The organism is Microbacterium sp. AISO3 (assembly GCF_002204305.1).
Taxonomy (GTDB): domain Bacteria; phylum Actinomycetota; class Actinomycetes; order Actinomycetales; family Microbacteriaceae; genus Microbacterium; species Microbacterium arborescens.
This window is the reverse complement of sequence record NZ_NHRF01000005.1, coordinates 243,327-262,871: the sequence shown is the minus strand read 5'-3', so window position 1 is coordinate 262,871 and position 19,545 is coordinate 243,327. Positions and strand designations below refer to the sequence as shown.

General features: G+C 70.8%; 17 protein-coding genes. 4 read left to right on the top strand and 13 right to left on the bottom strand.

What is annotated here, in order from left to right; translation table 11 throughout:
- Positions 1-69: 69 nt before the first annotated feature.
- Positions 70-1,500 carry a helix-turn-helix transcriptional regulator gene (locus CBF90_RS10005; RefSeq protein WP_088380517.1) on the bottom strand — a complete coding sequence of 477 codons (1,431 nt, stop codon included), beginning with the start codon at positions 1,498-1,500 and terminating at the stop codon, positions 70-72.
- Between the two features lie 185 nt (positions 1,501-1,685).
- Here CBF90_RS10005 and aceA point away from each other — a divergent pair, with 185 nt between their 5' ends.
- Together aceA and aceB are read left to right on the top strand one after the other, a co-directional pair.
- Positions 1,686-2,993 (top strand): isocitrate lyase, encoded by a 1,308-nt coding sequence (gene aceA, locus CBF90_RS10000; RefSeq protein ID WP_023952085.1) that lies wholly within the window; start codon positions 1,686-1,688, stop codon positions 2,991-2,993.
- A 98-nt stretch (positions 2,994-3,091) separates the two neighbouring features.
- Positions 3,092-4,753, top strand: a complete 1,662-nt coding sequence (gene aceB, locus CBF90_RS09995; RefSeq protein WP_088380498.1) for a malate synthase A — start codon at positions 3,092-3,094, stop codon at positions 4,751-4,753.
- A 91-nt stretch (positions 4,754-4,844) separates the two neighbouring features.
- Here the strand turns inward: aceB and CBF90_RS18400 are convergent, their stop codons facing one another.
- The 5 genes from CBF90_RS18400 to CBF90_RS09970 all read right to left on the bottom strand — a co-directional run bounded on the left by CBF90_RS18400 (position 4,845) and on the right by CBF90_RS09970 (position 9,555).
- On the bottom strand, positions 4,845-5,771 hold the full coding sequence (locus tag CBF90_RS18400) for a hypothetical protein (RefSeq protein WP_172407815.1): 927 nt from the start codon (positions 5,769-5,771) through the stop codon (positions 4,845-4,847).
- 179 nt (positions 5,772-5,950) lie between these two features.
- Complete coding sequence (locus CBF90_RS09985) at positions 5,951-6,586, bottom strand: response regulator transcription factor (RefSeq protein ID WP_023952091.1); 636 nt, start codon at positions 6,584-6,586, stop codon at positions 5,951-5,953.
- The gene (locus tag CBF90_RS09980; RefSeq protein WP_088380496.1) at positions 6,583-7,785 is read right to left on the bottom strand and encodes a sensor histidine kinase; all 1,203 of its coding nucleotides are present in this window, start codon (positions 7,783-7,785) and stop codon (positions 6,583-6,585) included. The genes CBF90_RS09985 and CBF90_RS09980 overlap by 4 nt, the downstream gene beginning before the upstream one ends.
- Positions 7,786-7,801: 16 nt before the next feature.
- Positions 7,802-8,677, bottom strand: coding sequence for an ABC transporter permease (locus tag CBF90_RS09975; protein WP_088380495.1), 876 nt, complete (start codon positions 8,675-8,677; stop codon positions 7,802-7,804).
- Complete coding sequence (locus CBF90_RS09970) at positions 8,674-9,555, bottom strand: ABC transporter ATP-binding protein (RefSeq protein WP_088380494.1); 882 nt, start codon at positions 9,553-9,555, stop codon at positions 8,674-8,676. Before CBF90_RS09970 ends, CBF90_RS09975 begins: the two co-directional genes overlap by 4 nt.
- A 94-nt stretch (positions 9,556-9,649) precedes the next feature.
- Here CBF90_RS09970 and CBF90_RS09965 point away from each other — a divergent pair, with 94 nt between their 5' ends.
- Positions 9,650-10,849, top strand: a complete 1,200-nt coding sequence (locus CBF90_RS09965) for a pyridoxal phosphate-dependent aminotransferase (protein WP_023952099.1) — start codon at positions 9,650-9,652, stop codon at positions 10,847-10,849.
- Between the two features lie 190 nt (positions 10,850-11,039).
- Entirely contained in the window at positions 11,040-11,927 is an 888-nt protein-coding gene (locus CBF90_RS09960) for an endonuclease domain-containing protein (RefSeq protein WP_088380493.1), read from the top strand.
- 97 nt (positions 11,928-12,024) lie between these two features.
- Here CBF90_RS09960 and CBF90_RS09955 read toward each other — a convergent pair whose 3' ends face one another.
- Genes CBF90_RS09955 through CBF90_RS09925 form a run of 7 tightly spaced genes read right to left on the bottom strand, consistent with a single transcriptional unit; the run spans position 12,025 to position 19,542 of the window.
- A complete protein-coding gene (locus CBF90_RS09955; protein ID WP_064955999.1) occupies positions 12,025-13,161 on the bottom strand; it encodes a UDP-N-acetylmuramate dehydrogenase in 1,137 nt (378 codons plus the stop codon).
- Positions 13,162-13,163: 2 nt separating this feature from the next.
- Complete coding sequence (locus tag CBF90_RS09950; protein ID WP_023952105.1) at positions 13,164-13,571, bottom strand: MaoC/PaaZ C-terminal domain-containing protein; 408 nt, start codon at positions 13,569-13,571, stop codon at positions 13,164-13,166.
- Complete coding sequence (locus CBF90_RS09945; protein WP_023952107.1) at positions 13,568-14,017, bottom strand: MaoC family dehydratase N-terminal domain-containing protein; 450 nt, start codon at positions 14,015-14,017, stop codon at positions 13,568-13,570. Before CBF90_RS09945 ends, CBF90_RS09950 begins: the two co-directional genes overlap by 4 nt.
- Positions 14,018-14,026: 9 nt before the next feature.
- Positions 14,027-14,863 carry a sulfite exporter TauE/SafE family protein gene (locus CBF90_RS09940; RefSeq protein WP_088380492.1) on the bottom strand — a complete coding sequence of 279 codons (837 nt, stop codon included), beginning with the start codon at positions 14,861-14,863 and terminating at the stop codon, positions 14,027-14,029.
- Positions 14,863-15,720 carry a DUF2510 domain-containing protein gene (locus tag CBF90_RS09935; RefSeq protein ID WP_088380491.1) on the bottom strand — a complete coding sequence of 286 codons (858 nt, stop codon included), beginning with the start codon at positions 15,718-15,720 and terminating at the stop codon, positions 14,863-14,865. The genes CBF90_RS09940 and CBF90_RS09935 overlap by 1 nt, the downstream gene beginning before the upstream one ends.
- Positions 15,721-15,763: 43 nt before the next feature.
- Positions 15,764-17,818: an ABC transporter ATP-binding protein gene (locus tag CBF90_RS09930; protein ID WP_088380490.1), complete on the bottom strand. Its 2,055-nt coding sequence runs from the start codon at positions 17,816-17,818 to the stop codon at positions 15,764-15,766.
- Positions 17,815-19,542: an ABC transporter ATP-binding protein gene (locus CBF90_RS09925; RefSeq protein ID WP_071918425.1), complete on the bottom strand. Its 1,728-nt coding sequence runs from the start codon at positions 19,540-19,542 to the stop codon at positions 17,815-17,817. Before CBF90_RS09925 ends, CBF90_RS09930 begins: the two co-directional genes overlap by 4 nt.
- Between the last annotated feature and the right edge of the window lie 3 nt (positions 19,543-19,545).

Sequence of the window (19,545 nt, the reverse complement as noted above, 5' to 3'; positions counted from 1 at the left end):
TCACCGAGGACGGCATCCGCCTGGTGACGACCTTTCCCGTCGCCGACGCCGCCCCCTGACTCCCGCCGGTCAGGACGGGGCGTGCGCCTCCAGGAACGCGTAGAGATCGGTCGTGTCGACGCCCGGGAAGGCGCCCGTCGGCAGCGTCGCCAGTAGGGTGCGCGGCGTCTTCACGTTCGGCCAGGCGGCGGCGCGCCACCGCTCCTCGAGGCCCGCCGGCGCACGTCGGCAGCACACGTCTACCGAGTGCCGCGACACCCCGCGGTGAGGTGTGTCGCGGCCGAGGAACCACTTCGTGTCGTCGAAGCGCACGCCGACGCTGACCGAGTGCGCTCCCTCGCTCGAATGCTCGACGCGAGCCGTGCACCAGTAGGTCCCGTTGCCGGTATCGGTGTACTGGTAGTACGGGTTGAAGCGGTCGTCGACGTCGAAGACCGCCCGGCTCGTCCACTCCCGGCAGCACAGCTGCCCCTCGATGGCGCCGAGGCGGTCGGTCGGGAAGTCGACGTCGTCGTTCTCGTACGCCTTCGTGATCGTCCCCGACTCGTGAACCTTGAGGAAGTGCACCGCGATGCCGAGGTGCTCGGTCGCGAGGTTCGTGAAGCGGTGCGCGGCGGTCTCGTACGACACCGAGTACGCGTCGCGCAGGTCTTCGATCGAGATCGCCCGCCGCTCCTTCGCCTCGCGCAGGGCGGGCACAGCATCCGCCTCGGGGATCAGCAGTGCGCCGGTGAGGTAGTTGGTCTCCACCCGCTGCCGGAGGAACTCGTCGTAGCTGGCCGGCTCGGTGTGACCGAGGATGCGGCTCGACAGCGCCTGCAGCACGGCGGTCCGTGGATCGGCGGGGGTCGCGGCAGCGAGGCGGCTCGACAGATAGAGCCTCCCGTGGGCGAGGTCGGCGACGCTGCGGGTCGTCTGCGGCAGATCCGCGACGTAGTGGATGCTGAACCCGAGGTGCCCCGCGATGTCGCTCGCGGTGCGCTGCGTCAGCGGCCCGCCCGGGTGCCCGACCGCCGCCAGCAGCTCCCGCGCCTGCTGCTCCAGCTCGGGGAAGTAGTTGTTCTGCGTGCGCATGAGGCGCCGCAGGGCGACGTTCGCGCGCCGCGCCTCCTCGGGGGTCGCGGCGCGTTCGTCGTGCAACCGCTCGATCTCACCCTGCAGTGCGAGAAGGGCGCGCAGCACCTCGTCGGGCACGGCGCGCGGGATGCGGAACGGCGTGACCCCGGCGCTCCGGAACGTCGGCCCGGTCATCGCCCGGGCGACCTCGATCTCGAGGGCCGCACGGGGATCGAGCTCCTCGGACTCGAGAAGCGCGTCGAGCGAGGTGCCGAGGGCGCGGGCGATCGTGCGGAGCAGCGAGAGCTTCGGCTCGCGGCGACCGTTCTCGATCATCGAGAGCTGGCTCGGCGCGCGCCCGACGGCCGCGGCGAGGTCGTCGAGGGTCATCCCTCGCCCGGTGCGGATCTGCCGGATGCGCCGGCCGATCGTGAAGGCGTCCATGTCCTCATCGTCGAGCGCCACCCTTGCGGCGGCGACGGCATCCTTGCGCGTCATGGCGGGATTCTGTCACGAAAGCAGAAGATCGGCCGATCTTCTCCTCGGATCCGACCGTACAGCGCGGGTTAGTTCGCCCACAGTGGTCTCCACGACGGGCAGAGCCGCCCGTTCCGACGAAGGAGACCGAGATGACCACGATTCCCGCTCCGGGTCCGCTGCGGCCCGGCGACCAGGTTCAGACCGCTGCCGAGCTCGAGGAGCTGTGGCAGACCGACCCCCGCTGGGACGGCATCGAGCGCACGTACCGCGCCGCCGACGTCATCCGGCTGCGAGGTTCCGTGCGCGAGGACGCCACGCTCGCCCGCCGCGGTGCCGAGTCGCTGTGGAACCTCCTCCACACCGAGGAGTACGTCCGCGCCCTCGGCGCCTACACGGGCGGCCAGGCCGTCCAGCAGGTGCGCGCCGGCCTGAAGGCGATCTATCTGTCCGGCTGGCAGGTCGCCGCCGACGCGAACCTCGCCGGGCAGACCTACCCCGACCAGAGTCTGTACCCCGCCAACTCCGTGCCGGCCGTCGTGCGGCGCATCACCAACGCGCTGTTGCGGCAGGACCAGATCGAGCACGCCGAGGGCGGCCGCACCCGCGACTGGCTCGCCCCGATCGTCGCCGACGGCGAGGCCGGGTTCGGCGGTCCGCTGAACGCCTACGAGCTCGCGGCATCCCTCATCGCCGCCGGTGCCGCCGGGACTCACTGGGAAGACCAGCTCGCGAGCGAGAAGAAGTGCGGCCACCTCGGCGGCAAGGTGCTGGTGCCGACGGCCCAGCACATCCGCACGCTCAACGCCGCGCGGCTGGCCGGAGATGTCGCGGGCGTGCCCGCGATCGTCATCGCGCGGACCGACGCGCTGGGCGCCGACCTCATCACGAGCGATGTCGACGAGCGCGATCGCCCTTTCCTCACCGGCGAGCGCACGAGCGAGGGCTTCTACCGCACCCGCGCCGGGATCGACCCGGTCATCGCTCGCGGCCTCGCGTTCGCGCCCTTCGCCGACCTGCTGTGGGTCGAGACCGGCGAGCCCGACATCGAGCTGGCGCGCGAGTTCGCCGCGGCCGTTCACGCCGAGCATCCCGGCAAGCTGCTCGCGTACAACTGCTCGCCGAGCTTCAACTGGAAGCGGCACCTCAGCGACGCGCAGATCGCGACGTTCCAGGCGGAGCTGGCCGAACTGGGCTACCGGTTCCAGTTCATCACCCTGGCCGGATTCCACGCCCTCAACCACTCGATGTTCGATCTTGCCCGTGGCTACGCCGACCGCGCGATGAGCGCGTACGTCGAGCTGCAGCAGGCGGAGTTCGACGCCGAGACGCACGGCTACACCGCCACCCGCCACCAGCGTGAAGCAGGCACCGGCTACTTCGACGCCCTCTCGACGGCGCTCAACCCCGACAGCGCCACCCTCGCCTTGGCCGGATCGACCGAGGCATCCCAGTTCTGACCCCCTTCACCCGTCGAGTCGCCAAGAAGTGCCGGTCCGGCACCCCCGGCATCCGCATTCTCTGGCGACTCGACGCCCTCAAGACCGGAGACGAGAACATGACCATGACACAGACAGCCACCCAGACCCGGCGACGCACCTGGACGGGCCCCGTCGCGGTGCAGACCCACGAACCCGCGATCGCGGTGCGCGGCGAGATGCACCCGCGCTTCGACGAGATCCTCACGCCCGATGCCCTCGACTTCGTCACGGCACTGCACGACCGGTTCGCGGGGCGACGGCACGACCGCCTCGCCGACCGGATGCGGCGCCGCTTCGAGATCGGCAACGGCGCCGACCCCGCCTTCCGCAGCGACACCGCGCACATCCGCGAGGACGACACGTGGCGCGTCGCGGGCGCGGGGCCGGGCCTCGAGGACCGCCGCGTGGAGATCACGGGACCCACCGACCCCAAGATGACGATCAATGCCCTGAACTCGGGCGCTCGGGTGTGGCTCGCCGATCAGGAGGACGCCACCTCGCCGACCTGGCGCAACGTCATCGGCGGGCAGCTGTCGCTGCGCGACGCGATCCGCGGCGAGCTGGAGCACACCGGCCCCGACGGGCGGCGGTACACCGTCACCGCCGAGCGCACCCCGACGATCGTCATGCGCCCGCGCGGCTGGCATCTCACCGAGAAGCACCTCGCATTCACCGACCGCACGGGGCGCACCCTCGACGCATGCGGGTCGCTCGTCGACTTCGGCCTGTACGCGTTCCACAACGCCGTCCGACTCGTCGAGAGCGGCCGCGGGCCGTACTTCTACCTCGCCAAGCTCGAGTCGAGCGAGGAGGCGCAGCTGTGGGACGACGTCTTCTCGTTCACCGAGCGCCGGCTCGGACTGCCCCACGGCACCATCCGCGCGACCGTGCTGATCGAGACGCTGCCTGCGGCCTTCGAGATGGACGAGATCCTCTTCGCCCTCCGCGACCACTGCGCGGGCCTGAACGCCGGACGGTGGGACTACATCTTCTCGATGATCAAGAACTACCGCGGACGCGGCGCCCGGTTCGTCCTGCCCGACCGCAGCGCGGTCACGATGACGGTGCCGTTCATGCGCGCGTACACCGAGCTGCTCGTGAAGACCTGCCACCGCAGGGGCGCGCACGCGATCGGCGGGATGAGCGCCTTCATCCCGAACCGGCGGAACCCCGAGGTCACGCGCGCCGCCTTCGAGAAGGTCGCCGCCGACAAGCGTCGCGAGGCCGGCGACGGTTTCGACGGCACGTGGGTCGCGCACCCCGACCTCATCCCGATCGCGCGCGCCGAGTTCGACGCCGTGCTCGGCGACCGTCCGAATCAGCTCGAACGCCAGCGCGACGACGTCGCGGTCGCGGCGTCCGAACTCATCGACTGCCACATCGGCCTGCCGATCACGACCGCCGGGGTGCGCGCGAACGTGTCCGTCGCCGTGCGCTACCTCGAGGCCTGGCTGCGCGGGATCGGCGCGGTCGCGATCGACGACCTGATGGAGGATGCCGCCACAGCCGAGATCAGCCGCTCGCAGATCTGGCAGTGGATCCACCAGGACCGCACGACGGATGACGGCACGCCGATCACCCGCGCCTGGGTCGATGCACTGGTCGACGAGGTCCTCGCCGAGGTCGACCGCCGCGACGGCGACCGCTTCGACGACGCCGCGGCCCTGTTCCGCGAGGTCGCGCTCGGCTCGGACTTCCCCGCGTTTTTGACCCTCCCCGCCTACGCGAAGTACCTCTGAGGTCCCTCACCCCCCTCGACTCGCCACGAACTGCGGGTCCTGGCCCCGCCGGACCCACGTTCCCTGGCGAGTCGACGGGGTCCGGGCGGGGTCAGGGGGACAGGAGGGGGATCAGAGCCGGAGGGGCGGAGCGAGTCTGCAAGTCGGTGCCGACGATGCGCTGACAACCGTCGAGCTCGACGGTCACAGTGCGAGGCGCGCTGACCGCGGCGGCCGTGACGTCCGGGTGGACGACGACGAAACGGGATGCCGTCTCGGCGCACTCCACGCCTGCAGGCGGAGCAGCCGCGGCTTCGAGAACCGCCGCGGCGTCGTCGGCGTCGAGCGAGAAGGCCGCCGCGAACAGGCCCCCATCGCCGACGACGGTCGGCGTGCTGGCCGGGGCTTCGGCGTGATAGACGCACACCAGGGCGCCTGCGACGTCGGCCGGCGCTTGCGTCTCCGTCGGAGCCCACCCGAGGACGTCGAGCGGCGCCACGCCCGCGCGCGTCGCGCAGCCTGCCGCCGTCGCGTCGTGCAGTTCGACGCGCCCCGCTGCTGAGAAGGCTCGGTCGACGATCTCGAGCCGGGCCAGGGCGGCGAGTGTTTCGTCCTCCTTGGGTCCGCCGCACGCCGTCAGGGGGAACGACATCGGCACGAAGCGGCCCGCCGCGTCCGTCGCCCAGAGCGCGCGGAAGCCGTACCCGATAGCGGGACAGACCGCTGCCGGCCCAGGATCGCTCGGTGCCGCCATCGCGGCGAGGAATCCCGTGAGGTCGCCCTCGTAGCGCCGCACCTCGTTGCCGGCGAGGACGCCGTCGGCATCCTCACGTGTCACGCCGTCGGCGCACTCCAGCACCGCGACGACCTCGAAGTCCTCAGGGACGAGACCGGCGCCGGGAAGCGGGTTGAGCATGGAGTCCGGGCACGACATCGTGTCGGACACGGTCGCCACCTCGCGGACAGGCGGCGGTCCGAGCGGGATCGACGCGCACCCCGCGAGAAGCAATAGCGTGCCCGAGCCCGTGGCCAGAGCCACCCTTATCCGCATCCCCGCAGCCCTCCCCTGCCCCGTTCTCTCCGTTCCCTCCCACGCTACGACCGCGCCCGCTCCCGCACGTGACGACCCCATAACGATCGTCGACTCGCCACGAACTGTGGGTCCTGGCCTCGCCGGACCCACGTTTCCTGGCGAGTCGACCGGGTGGGGGCGGGGGGTCAGGGAAGGAGGCCGCGCTCGAGGGCCAGGGTCACGGCGCGGGTTCGGCTGTCGACGCCGAGCTTGTCGTAAACCCGCAACAGGTGCGTCTTGACGGTCGACTCGCCGATCCCGAGCTGCACCGCGATCTGCCTGTTGCCGTGGCCGGCAGCGACGAGGCGCAGCACGTCGGTCTCGCGCGGAGTGAGAGCGGATGCCGCCGGCTCGGGCTGCCGCATCCGTTCCACCAGACGCACCGCGACGGCCGGCGAGAGAGCCGACTGGCCGGCGGCGACCGACCGGATCCCCGCCACGATCTCCTCGCGCGGAGCCGCCTTGAGCAGATATCCGCTGGCTCCGGCTTCGATGGCGGCGAGGATCTGGTCGTCGCTCTCGTAGGTCGTGAGGATGAGCACCCGCGGCCCCGCGGCCGCATCGCGCGCTGCCACGATACGAGCGGTGGCTGCGACACCGTCGAGCACCGGCATCCGGAGGTCCATGAGGATGACGTCGGGTCGCGCCTCGGCGGCGAGCCGAACGGCCTCGTCGCCGTCGGCCGCCTCCGCGATCACCTCGAAGCCGGGCTCGTCCGCGAGCAGGCCGGCCAGCCCCGCCCGGACGATCGGGTGATCGTCCGCGATGAGCAGACGGATCATGCGCGCACCGCCGCGCCAGCACTCGGCACCGCCGCGGCGGCACTCGGCACCGCCGCGGCGGGCGCGGGGAGGCGGACGGAGAGCGTCGTTCCCGCCCCCGGGACGGCCGTGACCTCGACGGTCCCCCCGGCGAGCGCGACCCGATCGCTCATACCGTCGAGACCGTAGCCGGTGCGCGGGGAGGAGACGTCGAACCCGCGTCCGTCGTCCTCGACGACGAGTCTCAGAGTGCCGTCGTCCTCGCCCGCGAGCGTCACCGTGACCCGCGCGGCTGCTGCGTGCTTGCGCACGTTCGAAAGCGCCTCCTGCAGGCAGCGCAGGGCGACGACCTGCGTCTCGCGATCGACCCCCGATGCCGTGTCGACGACGGAGATCTCGAGTCCGGTGTCGGCGCGGAAGCGTTCCGCGAGCCGCTCCACCGCGGCGCCGAGCACGGGGTCGCCCGGCACGGCCGCGGTCCGGGCGACGATCGCCCGGGCCTCGCCGAGCGCGTCGCGAGCGGCCACCTCGAGGCGCTCGACAGCCGCGGCGGCACCGTCGACGTCGCCCGCACGCGAGCGCCGCCCGGCCTGTTCGGCGAGCATGACGATTCCCGCGAGAGTCTGCGCGAGGGTGTCGTGGATCTCGCGGGCCAGGTGCTCCCGCTCGTCGGCCGCGCCCTTGTCGCGGCTGAGCGCCTCGACCTGCTGCTGCGCCCGGGAGAGCTCGTCGAGCAGACGCGCGCGCTCCGTGCCGTAGGCGGCGATCGCCGAGATCCACCACCCCATCGCGATCGAGAACGCGACCGAGAGCACCGCGACGGCAGCGGCCTCCAGCAGCGCGTCGGGCGCGAAACCGAAGCCGCCGGCGTACCCGACGAGCATCCCGGCGCCCACCGAAAGCGACCCCACGACCCCATCACGGCGCAACGGAGCGAAGATCCACACCAGCGGATACACGATGACCTGCATCGTCGCGAGCGAGACCTCACCGAACGTCATCGCCGCGATCGAGACCGTCACGACGGCCAGGAACACCGCGAAGCGGCGGGGATCCTCCGCGCCGGCGGAGGGCCGCGCGATCAGATACGCCGCGAGCAGCAGCACCAGCCCCGCGACCGCCCACGGCAGCCGTTCCGCCTCCCCCGCGGCCGCCAGGATGCCGACGCCGAGGGCGAGCACGACACCGACGGCGACATCCACCCAGTTGCGACTGATCACGAGACCATCCTGCCGCTCAGCGGATCCGCGAGCGGATGCGGGCCGCCGCGAGCACCGTGAACGCCACGGCCACGACGGCCAGCACGACGGCCGCGACCCAGACCGGCACCGTCGCCGTGCCCACCTGCAGATCGAGGCCGTAGATGCGACTGAGCTCCTCGACCGCGCCCGGCGCCCCGCTCGCGAGGCGATCGAGCGGATCGGCGGCGAACTCGCGCCGGACGAGCATCGCCGACTGCGCGAACGGGAGGACGCCGACGGCATCCCGCACCGCGTCGGGGAACGAGCCGACCGGGATGTACGCGCCCGCGACGAAGCCGGTCAGGGTTCCCACGAGCGTCGACAGTCCCGAGTACGAGCCGCTCGTGCGGAGGAACGACACCACGAACGCCCAGAGGGCGGTGTACGCGGCGACCGAGAGCACGGTCCACAGCACGATGCGGGTGATCTGCCCGGCGTCGGGGAGCGTCCGCCCGGTGAGCCCGAGGTACGCCAGGGCGACGGCGAGCACGATCAGCGTGGTGATCAATCCGATGATGAACGCCGACCCGAGATAGCCGAGCACGAGCTGCGAGCGGCGCACCGGCGAGACGAGGAAATCGCGGAACCGTCCGGACGCGGCATCCTCGACGAACGTCGAGAGCGCGCCGAGCGGGGTCGTGACGGCGGCGACGGCGACGACCCCGGCGAACATCCACGAGTCGACGAAGTCGCGGGCGGCGTCGGCGTCGAACCCCGGCGTCGCGGCGAGCGAGTCCACCTGCATCTGGCCGAGGAAGAGGGCGTAGAGGAGGAACACCACCAGGGCGCCCGTGAGCGAGAAGAACACCCCGAGCGGGTCTCGGTAGAACAGCCGGAGATTGCGCCCGACGTACGCCTGCACGGTCTTCATCGCGTCGCCTCTCCCGTCGCCGCCTGGCCCGTCAGCGCCAGGAAGACGTCGTCCATGCGTCCATGGCGGAACTCGAAGTCGAGCACCGCGTCGCCCCGTTCGGCGAGGATGCGGCGGGCCTCGGCGGCATCCGCCACCGCGATGCGCTCGTCTCCGTCGGCCGTGACGAGCGACAGAATGCTGGAGCTGTGTCGCGCGCGCAGCTGCGCCGGAGTGCCGTCGGCGACGATGCGCCCGCGGTCGATGATGCAGACCTGGTCGGCCTCTTCGGTCTCCTCGAGGTAGTGGGTCGTGAGGAACACGGTGAGGCCGGCGCGCTCGCGCAGCTCGTGGATCGTCCGCCACACCACCTGCCGGCTCGCAGGGTCGAGTCCCGTCGTCGGCTCGTCGAGGAAGACGATCTCCGGGTCATGGAGCAGCGCGCGGGCGATGTCGGCGCGGCGACGCTGCCCACCCGAGAGCCGCCCGTAGCGCCGGTCGATGAACTCGCCCAGGTCGATGATGTCGGCGAGGCGCTCGATGCGCTCGCGGATCGCCGCCGTCGAACCGAGGTAGGGGCGCGCCCGCACCGTCAGGTTCTCACGGACGGTGAGCGCGGAATCCAGGAGCGAATCCTGGAAGACGACGCCGATCGCGCGGCGGACCGCATCACCGTCGGAGCGCACGTCGTGACCGGCGACTTCGAGCTGCCCGGCATCCGGTTCGATCACGGTCGTGAGAGCGCTGATCGTCGTGGACTTGCCGGCCCCGTTCGTCCCGAGGAACGCGAACACGCAGCCGGCGGGTACGTCGAAGCTCACGTCGTCGACGGCCGTCACGTCGCCGTATCTCTTGGTCAGGCCGCGCACGACGGTCGGTGCGCTCGCTCTCGTGGTCATGCCTCCAGCGTGCCGGTTCCGCTGTCCGTGCGGCAGGGGTCATCCGGTCGATCCCCGTCCACCATTCGGTGGACCGCGCCGCTACTCTCGAAGGGTGACCGAACGCGCACCGCTGTCCCGCAAGCTCTCCGCCATCGCCGAGTCGGCGACCCTCAAGGTCGACGCGAAGGCCAAGGCCCTGCAGGCCGCCGGCCGGCCGGTCATTTCGTACGCGGCGGGTGAGCCCGATTTCTCGACGCCGCAGTTCATCGTCGAGGCCGCTCAGCACGCTCTTGCCGACCCCGCCAACTACCGGTACACCCCGGCCGCGGGCCTGCCCGTGCTGCGCGAGGCCATCGCCGCCAAGACGCTGCGCGACTCCGGCCTCGAGGTGCAGCCCTCGCAGGTCATCGTCACCAACGGCGGCAAGCAGTCGGTGTATCAGGCCTTCCAGACCGTCGTGAACCCCGGCGACGAGGTGCTGCTGCCCGCCCCCTACTGGACGACGTACCCCGAAGCGATCGCCCTCGCCGACGGCATCCCGGTCGAGGTCTTCGCCGGCGCGGACCAGGAGTACAAGGTCACCGTCGAGCAGCTCGAGGCCGCGCGCACCGAGCGCACCACCGTGCTCGTCTTCGTCTCGCCCTCGAACCCCACCGGCTCGGTGTACACGCCCGAGGAGACCGCCGCGATCGGCCAGTGGGCGCTCGAGCACGGGATCTGGGTCATCAGCGACGAGATCTACCAGAACCTCGTCTACGAGGGCGCCCGCGCCGTCTCGATCGTCGAGGCCGTCCCCGAGCTCGCGGGTCAGACGATCCTGGTCAACGGTGTCGCCAAGACCTACGCCATGACCGGATGGCGCGTGGGCTGGATGGTCGGTCCCGCCGACGCGATGAAGCTCGCCGGCAACCTGCAGTCGCACCTCAGCTCGAACGTCAACAACGTCGCGCAGCGCGCGGCCCTCGCCGCACTCACCGGGCCGCAGACCGAGGCCGAGGAGATGCGCCTGGCCTTCGACCGTCGGCGCCGCCTGATCGTCGAGGAGCTCGCGAAGATCCCCGGCGTCGAGGTTCCCAACCCCCTCGGGGCGTTCTACGTCTACCCCGACGTCACCGGTCTGCTCGGACGCTCGTGGGGCGGGGTGGAGGCGAACACGAGCCTCGAGCTCGCCGACCTGATCCTCGAGCAGGCCGAGGTCGCCGTCGTACCCGGCGAGGCGTTCGGTCCGTCGGGCTACCTGCGCCTGTCGTACGCGCTCGGCGACGAGCAGCTGCTCGAAGGCATCCAGCGCCTCCAGCGCCTCTTCTCCTGACCCCCTCTCGTTCCCCCGTCGACTCGCCAAGAAACGCGGATCAGGGCACGCCCGCATCCGCCGTTTGTGGCGACTCGACGGGGAGGGGACGGAGCCAGGGGTCCTGCACAGGGGGGGGTGAGGGGGCGAGATATCCCCGGGACTGGCAGCGGAACGTCGGCGCGAGCCCTCGGAGACGGATGCTGGTGCGATGCGACGCGCTCCGCTTCCCGCCGCGCTCCCCGTGGGATTCCTCACCGAGACGGCCCGCGAGCTCGGCGTCACGGCCGGCCGCCTGCGGGCTCGTGATCTCGCCCGGCCCCTTCACGGTGCGCGGGCCCGCGAGCCGCTGAACCATCTCGACCTGCTCAGGCTGATCCGCGAGCGGGTTCCGCCGCATGCATTCTTCTGCGGACCCACCGCCGCCGCGGCGCGCCGGATGCCGCTGCCCGGCCCCCTCCGAGACGCCGCGGCGGCGCGACCGCACGTCGCCGTCGCGCTTCCGGCCAACCGGGTCAGACGCCCCGAGGTGGTCGGTCGTGCATTGGCCGTGGAGCCGGACGACATCGTCGAGGTCGACGGCATCCGACTCACGACGGTCGAACGCACGTGGGTCGACCTCGGCGCCTCCCTCTCGCTGGGCGCCCTCGTGGCCGCGGGCGACGCGCTCATCGCTCGCGGCGGGCCGCGCACGACGGTCGACGCGCTCGAACTCGCTCACGAGAGGGCGGGCCGCAGCCGCGGCGCGGTCCGCCGGGCCGAGGCACTGACCCTGCTCGACGACGGCGCGGAATCGCCGCGCGAGTCGGAACTGCGGGTGCTCCTCATACGGGCCGGGCTCCCCCGGCCCGAGACGAATGTCGTCATCCGCGACGGCTGGCGCTTCGTCGCGCGGGTCGACCTGCTGTACCGCGATGCCCGGCTCGTCCTCGAGTACGACGGCGATTATCACCGCGACCTCTCGCAGTGGAGCCGCGACCAGTCACGACGTGCCGAGCTCGAGTCGCTGGGCTACCGCGTCACCGTCGTGACTGCGCGCGACTTCGACGATCCCGGCGCGCTCGTGCGCCGCATCCGCCGTCTCCTGTCCGGGCCCTGACGCACCTCACTCCGTCGACTCGCCACGAACTGCGGATGCCGGCACCCGATCATCCGCATTCTCTGGCGACTCGACGGGTGGGGCGGGGGCGGGGGGCTTACAGCTCGACGCCGACGAGGACGGGCTCGGGTTGCAGGATGAGGCCGAACTCGGCCTGCACACGCTGCTGGACGAACCGCGCGAGCGCGGCGAGCTCCTCGGCCGTCGCACCCCCGCGATTGGTCAGCGCGAGGGCGTGCTTGGTCGACAGACCGGCACGCGAACCGGGCAGCGAGAAGCCCTTGCCGATGCCCGCGTGCTCGATGAGCCAGGCCGCGCTGACCTTCACATCCGGCTCCGCCACCTCGCCCACAGGCGAGACGCCGTAGTACTCGTTCAGCGGGATGACGCGGTCGGACACGGGATCGGGCGCCACCGGCCAGCGCGGACAGGCGTCGGGCAGGGTCCGGGCGAACGCAGCGGTGACCACGGCGTTCTGGAAGAACGACCCGGCGCTCCACGTGTCGGGGTCGCCGTCGTCGAGCACCATCCCCTTGCTGGCCCGCACCGACAACACCGTCTCGCGCACCCACCGCAGCGACACCGTCGCCTCGGGATCGAGCCCGAGCGCGCCGCGCAGCTGCGGCCCGCGGATCGCGAACTCGCCGTGCCCGACACGCTCGAGCTCGAGCGTGATGGAGAGGATGACGGCCGAACGCGCCGCGACCGATCCGTGGTGGTGCTTGAGCACCGAGGTGCGGAAGCCGAGTCCCAATTCGGGTGCCGGGACGACACTGACCTCGCCGGTCGACTCGTCGAGCAGCTCGACCTCGACGAGGGTCTGCACGACCTCCTGACCGTAGGCGCCGATGTTCTGCACCGGCGCCGCCCCCGCAGTGCCCGGGATGCCCGACATGGCGGCGATCCCGCCGAGGCCGGCCGCGACGGCGTACTCGACGAGGTCGTCCCACGAGTGTCCGGCCTGAACCTTCAGACGCGCGTGGCCCGGATGCGGCGAGGGAAGCTCCTCGATACCCGTCGTGCGGACCGCGACGACGGTGCCGTCGAACGGCTCATCACCCACCAGCAGGTTCGACCCACCACCGACGACGAGCCAGGGTTCACCGGCCGCCCACAGCTCACGCATCGTGGCGACGAGCTCGTCGGCCGTGTGCGCCTCGACCATGCGGTCGGGCACGGCGCCCGCGCGCAGCGTGGTCAGCTCCGCGAGGGGCCGCGGTTCGATCTCGGCCACGGTCACTCGGCGGTGCGCACGCGCACCTGCGCCTTGCCGAGCACGACGGTGCCGTCGTGGCTGACGGTCAGGTCGATGCGCGCGACGCCGTCCTCGACCGCGCCAACCTTGGCAACAACGGTGAGGGTCGCGCCGATCTCGGCGTCGACGACGACGGGACGCGTGAAGCGCACACCGTACTCGATGATGCGGCCGCTGTCGCCGAGCCAGTCGACGATCGTCTCGACGGCCAGCCCCATCGTCAGCATGCCGTGGGCGAGCACCCCGGGCAGGCCCACGCGGGCGGCGACGTCGTCGCGATAGTGGATCGGGTTGAAGTCGCCCGAAGCGCCGGCGTAGCGCACGAGCGACTCACGGGTCAGCTCGACGGAGCGCTCGGCGACGATGGTTCCGACAGTGAGATCGCTCATGCGTCCTCACCCCCGACCAGCAGCACGGACACGGCCGTCACGACATGGTCACCGGAGACGTCACGGATGTCCGCCTCGCTCGTGACCATCGCCCCCTTGCCGAACGCACGGATGCCGGTGACGGTGAGCTGCGCGGTGAGTTCATCGCCCGCCACGATCGGTCGCGTGTAACGGAAGCGCTGCTCGGCGTGCACCGTCCGCTCGAGGGCGATGCCCGAGTCGGGCTCACCCAGGAGCTGCTGCAGGGTGAGGTCCTGGATCACCATTGCGAAGGTCGGGGGTGCGACCACATCGGCGTAACCGAGCGCGCGCGCCGCATCGGGGTCGGTGTGCTGCGGATCGGTCGCGAAGACGGCGCGGGCGAACTCGCGCACCTTCTCGCGACCCACGAGGTACGGGGCGGTCGGCGCGAAGGCGCGGTCGACCAGATCGGGGTTCACGGACACCGTCCGATTCTACCGTTGGCCCTCCGCGGGCTGCGCAGCACGCTTCGCCGCACGCACCGCACGGTGCGTTTTGACGGCGCGCACCGCCATCTGCGACGCGATGAAGGTGAGGAAGGCGGCGAACAGGACGTTGGCGGTCAGCGGGTTGAGCAGGGTCGCGATCCAGGCGCCCACCGCGGTGGTCATGCAGGCGGCGAGTCCGACGACGAGGGCCGCCAAGAGGTCGACGTTGCGTCGGCGGGCGTTGCCCACCGTGCCCGAGATCGCCGTCGGGATCATCATCAGGAGCGAAGTGCCCTTCGCGATGAGATCGCTCGTGCCGAAGAGGAACATCAGCGCGGGCACGACGATGACGCCGCCGCCCACACCGAGCAGGCCCGCCATGATGCCGGTGAACAGACCCAGCCCGGCGAGCCCGATGCCGACGCCCCAGCTCAGTTCCAGTACCGCGTCGCGGGAGGGCACGACGATGAAGAGCATCACGATGACCGCGACGAGGAACGCCACGAAGCCCCAGCGCAGCGCGTTCTGCGGAATCTTCGCCAGCAGCCAGCTTCCGATCTGCGCTCCGATCACGGCACCCGCGGCGAGGATGATGGCCGGGATCCAGGCGACCGACCCGGTCAGGGCGTAGGAGATGACGCCGACCGAGGCGGTCGGGACGATCGCGGCAAGAGACGTTCCGGCAGCCAGCCGCTGATCGAACCCGAGCAGCAGCACCAGGAGCGGGACGATGACCGTTCCGCCGCCGACGCCGAACAGCCCCGACAGGAGGCCGGCCGCGAGCCCGACCCCAGCGCAGGCCAGGTAGAACCGCGCACTGCGGCGCGCACCCCGCTCCCCCATCACTGCTCGACGTAATCGTCGATGAGCCAACCGGAACCGCCCGGGACGAGCGTGTAGAGCGCCGAGAAGCTGGCCGGCACGGGATTGTCGAGAGGGGCGCCGGCGGCATCCGCCGTCTGCGTGAAGGTCTCGACCGTCTGGACGTAGATCGTGTCTCCCTCTCGGCTCGTGGAGATGAAGCTCACCTCGTAGTCCTCGACCGAGTTGTTGAACTCGCGTGCCGCCTGGGCGAAGTCCGCGCAGTCGGACAGGCCGCCGCTGGCGAGGAACTCGGGCGTGAGGATCGCCTGGTACGCGGCGCAGTCCATGTCGTCCCAGGCGTCGTCGTACGCGTCGACGATGTCTTCGGCCGCCCGCAGATCGGCCCCCTGGACGGACGTCGCACCGGGGCGGTCGCTGCTCGGATCCAGGATCCCGACGATGAAGCGCGGAATGAAAACGGCGGCGAGGATGACGAGCCCGATGAGCACGACGCCGAGCGCGACGAAGACGATCCAGAGCTTCGATCGGCGCGCGGGCGCTGGGTCGGTCTCACCGACGGCGCCGGTCACTGCCGCCGTCGCCGTCGTCGGGTGGGCGCCGGGGTAGACCGGAGCGAACCCTCCCGGCGACGGCGGGATCGGCGGCAGCGCGTCGGTCGGCGACGCCGTGTCGGATGCCGCGAGCCCGTGCTGGCTCTCGGCGAGGGAGGCCTCCGTCACGACCGGCGGTTCTTCGAGCTGGGGCTCGGGCTCCGGCTGGGGCTCGGGCTCCGGTTCGACGGGGGCGTGCGTGTGCTCGGTCCATTGCGAGCCGTCCCACCATCGCAGTGAGCCGTGCCCGTCGTCGTACCAGCCCGGAGGCGTCGAACCGCTCAACTCTGCCTTCTCTCGCGTCGGGCGCAGATCCGCCTCGTTCAGACTACCGATCGGCCGCGACCTGGCTGCCCATCTCACCGTCGACCGCGGCGATCTCGGCGACCGCCTCCGCCTGCTCGGTCGCGGCCTGCTCGAACTGCGATCGGTAGAGGCGCCAGTAGGCGCCCTGCGCGGCGATCAGCTCGTCGTGCGAGCCCTTCTCGACGATGTCGCCGTGCTCCATCACGAGGATGAGGTCTGCGTCGCGGATGGTTGAGAGCCGGTGTGCGATGACGAACGAGGTGCGGCCCTCGCGCAGTGCCGACATGGCCTGCTGCAGCAGCAGCTCGGTGCGGGTGTCGACCGAGCTGGTCGCCTCGTCGAGAATCAGCACAGCGGGCTGCGCCACGAAGGCCCGTGCGATCGTGATGAGCTGCTTCTCCCCGGCCGAGACGTTCGCGGCATCCTCGTCGAGGACCGTGTCGTAACCGTCGGGCAGCGAATGCACGAAGCGGTCGACGCGCGTCGCGGTTGCTGCCTCGACGATCTCGTCGTCGGTCGCGCTCTCGCGGCCGTAGCGGATGTTGTCGCGGATCGTGCCGGCGAAGAGCCACGGGTCCTGCAGCACCATGCCCGTGCGCGAGCGCACATCGTCGCGCGAAAGCTCGGAGATGTCCTGACCGTCGAGCAGGATGCGGCCGCCGTCGAGCTCGTAGAAGCGCATGAGCAGGTTCACGAGCGTGGTCTTGCCCGCCCCGGTCGGACCGACGATCGCGACCGTCTGCCCCGGCTCGACCCGGAACGTCAGGTCGGTGATGAGGGGCTTGTCGGGTGAGTAGGCGAAGCGGACATGCTCGAACTCGATGACGCCGCGACCGCCGCGCGCCGGCTCGGCGTCGGGCGCGTCGGGCTCCTGCTCGTCCTCGTCGAGCAGCTCGAACACGCGCTCGGCCGACGCGGTGCCGGACTGCACGACCGCGGCCATGCCGCCGAGCTCGGACAGCGGCTGGGTGAACTGCTGCGAGTACTGGATGAACGCCTGCACGTCGCCGAGTCGCAGCTGCCCCGACGCGACCATGAGGCCGCCCAGCACCGCGATGCCCACGTACGTGAGGTTTCCGATGAAGGTCATGCCCGGCATGATGAGGCCCGACAGGAACTGCGCCTTGAACGCAGCTTCGAACAGCTCGTCGTTCTCGGCCGCGAACTTCTCGCGCGCATCGCGCTCGCGGCCGTACACCCGGACGAGCGCGTGACCGGAGAACGACTCCTCGACGCGGGCGTTGAGGCGTCCGACCTTGCGCCACTGCACCGCGAACGCCTTCTGCGACCGCGGCCCGATGACGCCGAAGATCACGGCCATGAGCGGCAGCGACACGAGCGCCACGAGCGCCAGCTGCCACGAGATGGAGAACATCATGAAGAGCACGCCGACGACCGTCAGCACGCTCGTGAGGGCGGTCGACAGCGACTGCTGCATCGTCTGGGTGATGTTGTCGATGTCGTTCGTGACCCGCGAGATCAGCTCGCCGCGTTGGACCCGGTCGAAGTACGACAGCGGCAGCCGGTTGATCTTCGCCTCGACCGACTCGCGCAGACGCCACATCGTGCGGACCATGATGATGTTGATCACGAAGCCCTGCAGCCAGGTGAGCACGGCCGAGCCGACGTAGATCGCGAGCACGGTGACGACGACCCACTTCAGCCGATCGAAGTCGACGCCCGCGCCCACCTGGAAGTTCTGCATCGCTCCGACGATGTTGGCGACATCCGTCTGCCCCGCGGCGTTGAGCGCCGCGACGACATCCTCCTGGCTCGTGCCCGCGGGGAACTGCGAGCCGAGGTTCGCCGAGACGACGCCCTCGAAGATGAGGTTCGTGGCATCGCCGAGGACGCGCGGAGCGAGGACGGCGAGAACGACGCCGACCGCGCCGAGAACCGTCATGAGCGCGAACACGACCGCGTACGGCCGCAGCAGTCCGATCATCCGCAGGAAGCTCGGCCCGAACTTCGCCGCCTTGCCGGGTGCCACGCTGTCCCAGCTGCCCGAGTTCTGGCGGGCCTGCTCGGCCAGCTCGAGCTCGGTGCGCTCGTCGTCGGTGAGGTTGTCGGCGCTCATGCGTCCACTCCCAGCTGCGATTCGACGATCTCTCGATACGTCTCATTGGACTCGAGCAGTTCGTCGTGCGTGCCGAGACCCGCCATCCGGCCGTCGTCGAGCACGAGGATGCGGTCGGCACCGGTCACGGTGGAGATGCGCTGTGCGACGACGATCTTCGTGACCTCCGGCAGTTCGCGCCACAGCGCTTCGCGCAGCCGGGCATCCGTGGTGAGGTCGAGCGCGGAGAACGAGTCGTCGAAGACCAGGACGTCGGGGCGCCGCACGATCGCGCGTGCGATGGCGAGCCGCTGTCGCTGCCCGCCCGAGACGTTCGTGCCGCCCTGGGCGATGCGGGCGTCGAGCCCGCCCTCCATCTCCGCGACGAAGTCGCGCCCCTGCGCGATCTCGAGCGCCCTCCACAGTTCGTCGTCGGTCGCGTCCTCCCGACCGAACCGGAGGTTCGACGCGACCGTGCCGGTGAACAGGAAGGCGCGCTGCGGCACGTAGCCGATGCCGCTCCACAGCAGATCGAGGTCGGCTTGCCGGACATCGACGCCGGCCACGGAGACCGCCCCTCCCGTGACGTCGAACAGACGCGGGATGAGCGACACGAGGGTCGTCTTGCCCGAGCCGGTCGAACCGACCACCGCGACCGTCTCGCCCGGAGCCGCGCGGAACGAGATGCCCTCGAGCACCGGCGCATCGGCGCCCGGGTAGGTGAACGAGACGTCGTCGAACGCAACGGCGCCGGGCTCGGGGAACTCGCGTACCGGCGACGTGGGCCGCTCGAGGGCATCGTGAGAGGAGAGCACCTCGCCGATGCGGTCGGCCGAGACCGCGGCGCGCGGGATCATGATCGTCATGAACGTCGCCATCAGCACGCCCATGAGGATCTGACCGACGTACTGCATGAATGCGAAGAGCGTGCCGATCTGCACGTTGCCCTGGTCGACCTGGATGCCGCCGAACCAGATGACCCCGACGACCGTGACGTTGAGCACCAGCATGGCGAGCGGGAACATCAGGACGAACAGGGATCCGACCTTGCGGCCGACGATCATGATGTCGGTGTTCGCACCGCGGAAGCGCTGCTCTTCGATGCGCTCGCGGACGAACGCCCGCACGACCCGGACGCCGGTGAGCTGCTCACGCATGATGCGGTTGACGTTGTCGAGCCGCGTCTGGAACTGCCGGAACAGCGGCACCATGCGCCCGATGATGAGCCCCGCGACGACGAGCAGCAGCGGCACCGCGACGCCGATGAGCCAGCTGAGCCCGACATCCTGCTGCAGCGCCATGATGACGCCGCCGATCGCCAGCATCGGAGCTGTGACGAGCATCGTGGCGCCCATCATCGCGAGCATCTGCACCTGCTGCACGTCGTTCGTGTTGCGGGTGATGAGCGTGCCCGGGCCGAAGCGCGAGACCTCGCGCTCGGAGAAGCCGCTGACCTTCTCGAAGACGTCGCGTCGGATGTCGCGCCCCGCGGCCATCGCGGCGCGGGCGGCGCACAGCGTCGCGATGACCGACGCGACGATCTGCCCGAGCGCGATGACGAGCATGATCGCGCCGCGCGACCAGATGTAGGCGGTGTCGCCGCGGGCGACGCCGTTGTCGATGATGTCCGCGTTCAGACGAGGCAGATAGAGCGAGGCCATCGCCGAGCCGAACTGGAACACCAGCACGCCCAGGAGCAGCCACCGATAGGTGCGCAGATAGCGGAACAGGAGCTTGCCGAGCATGGG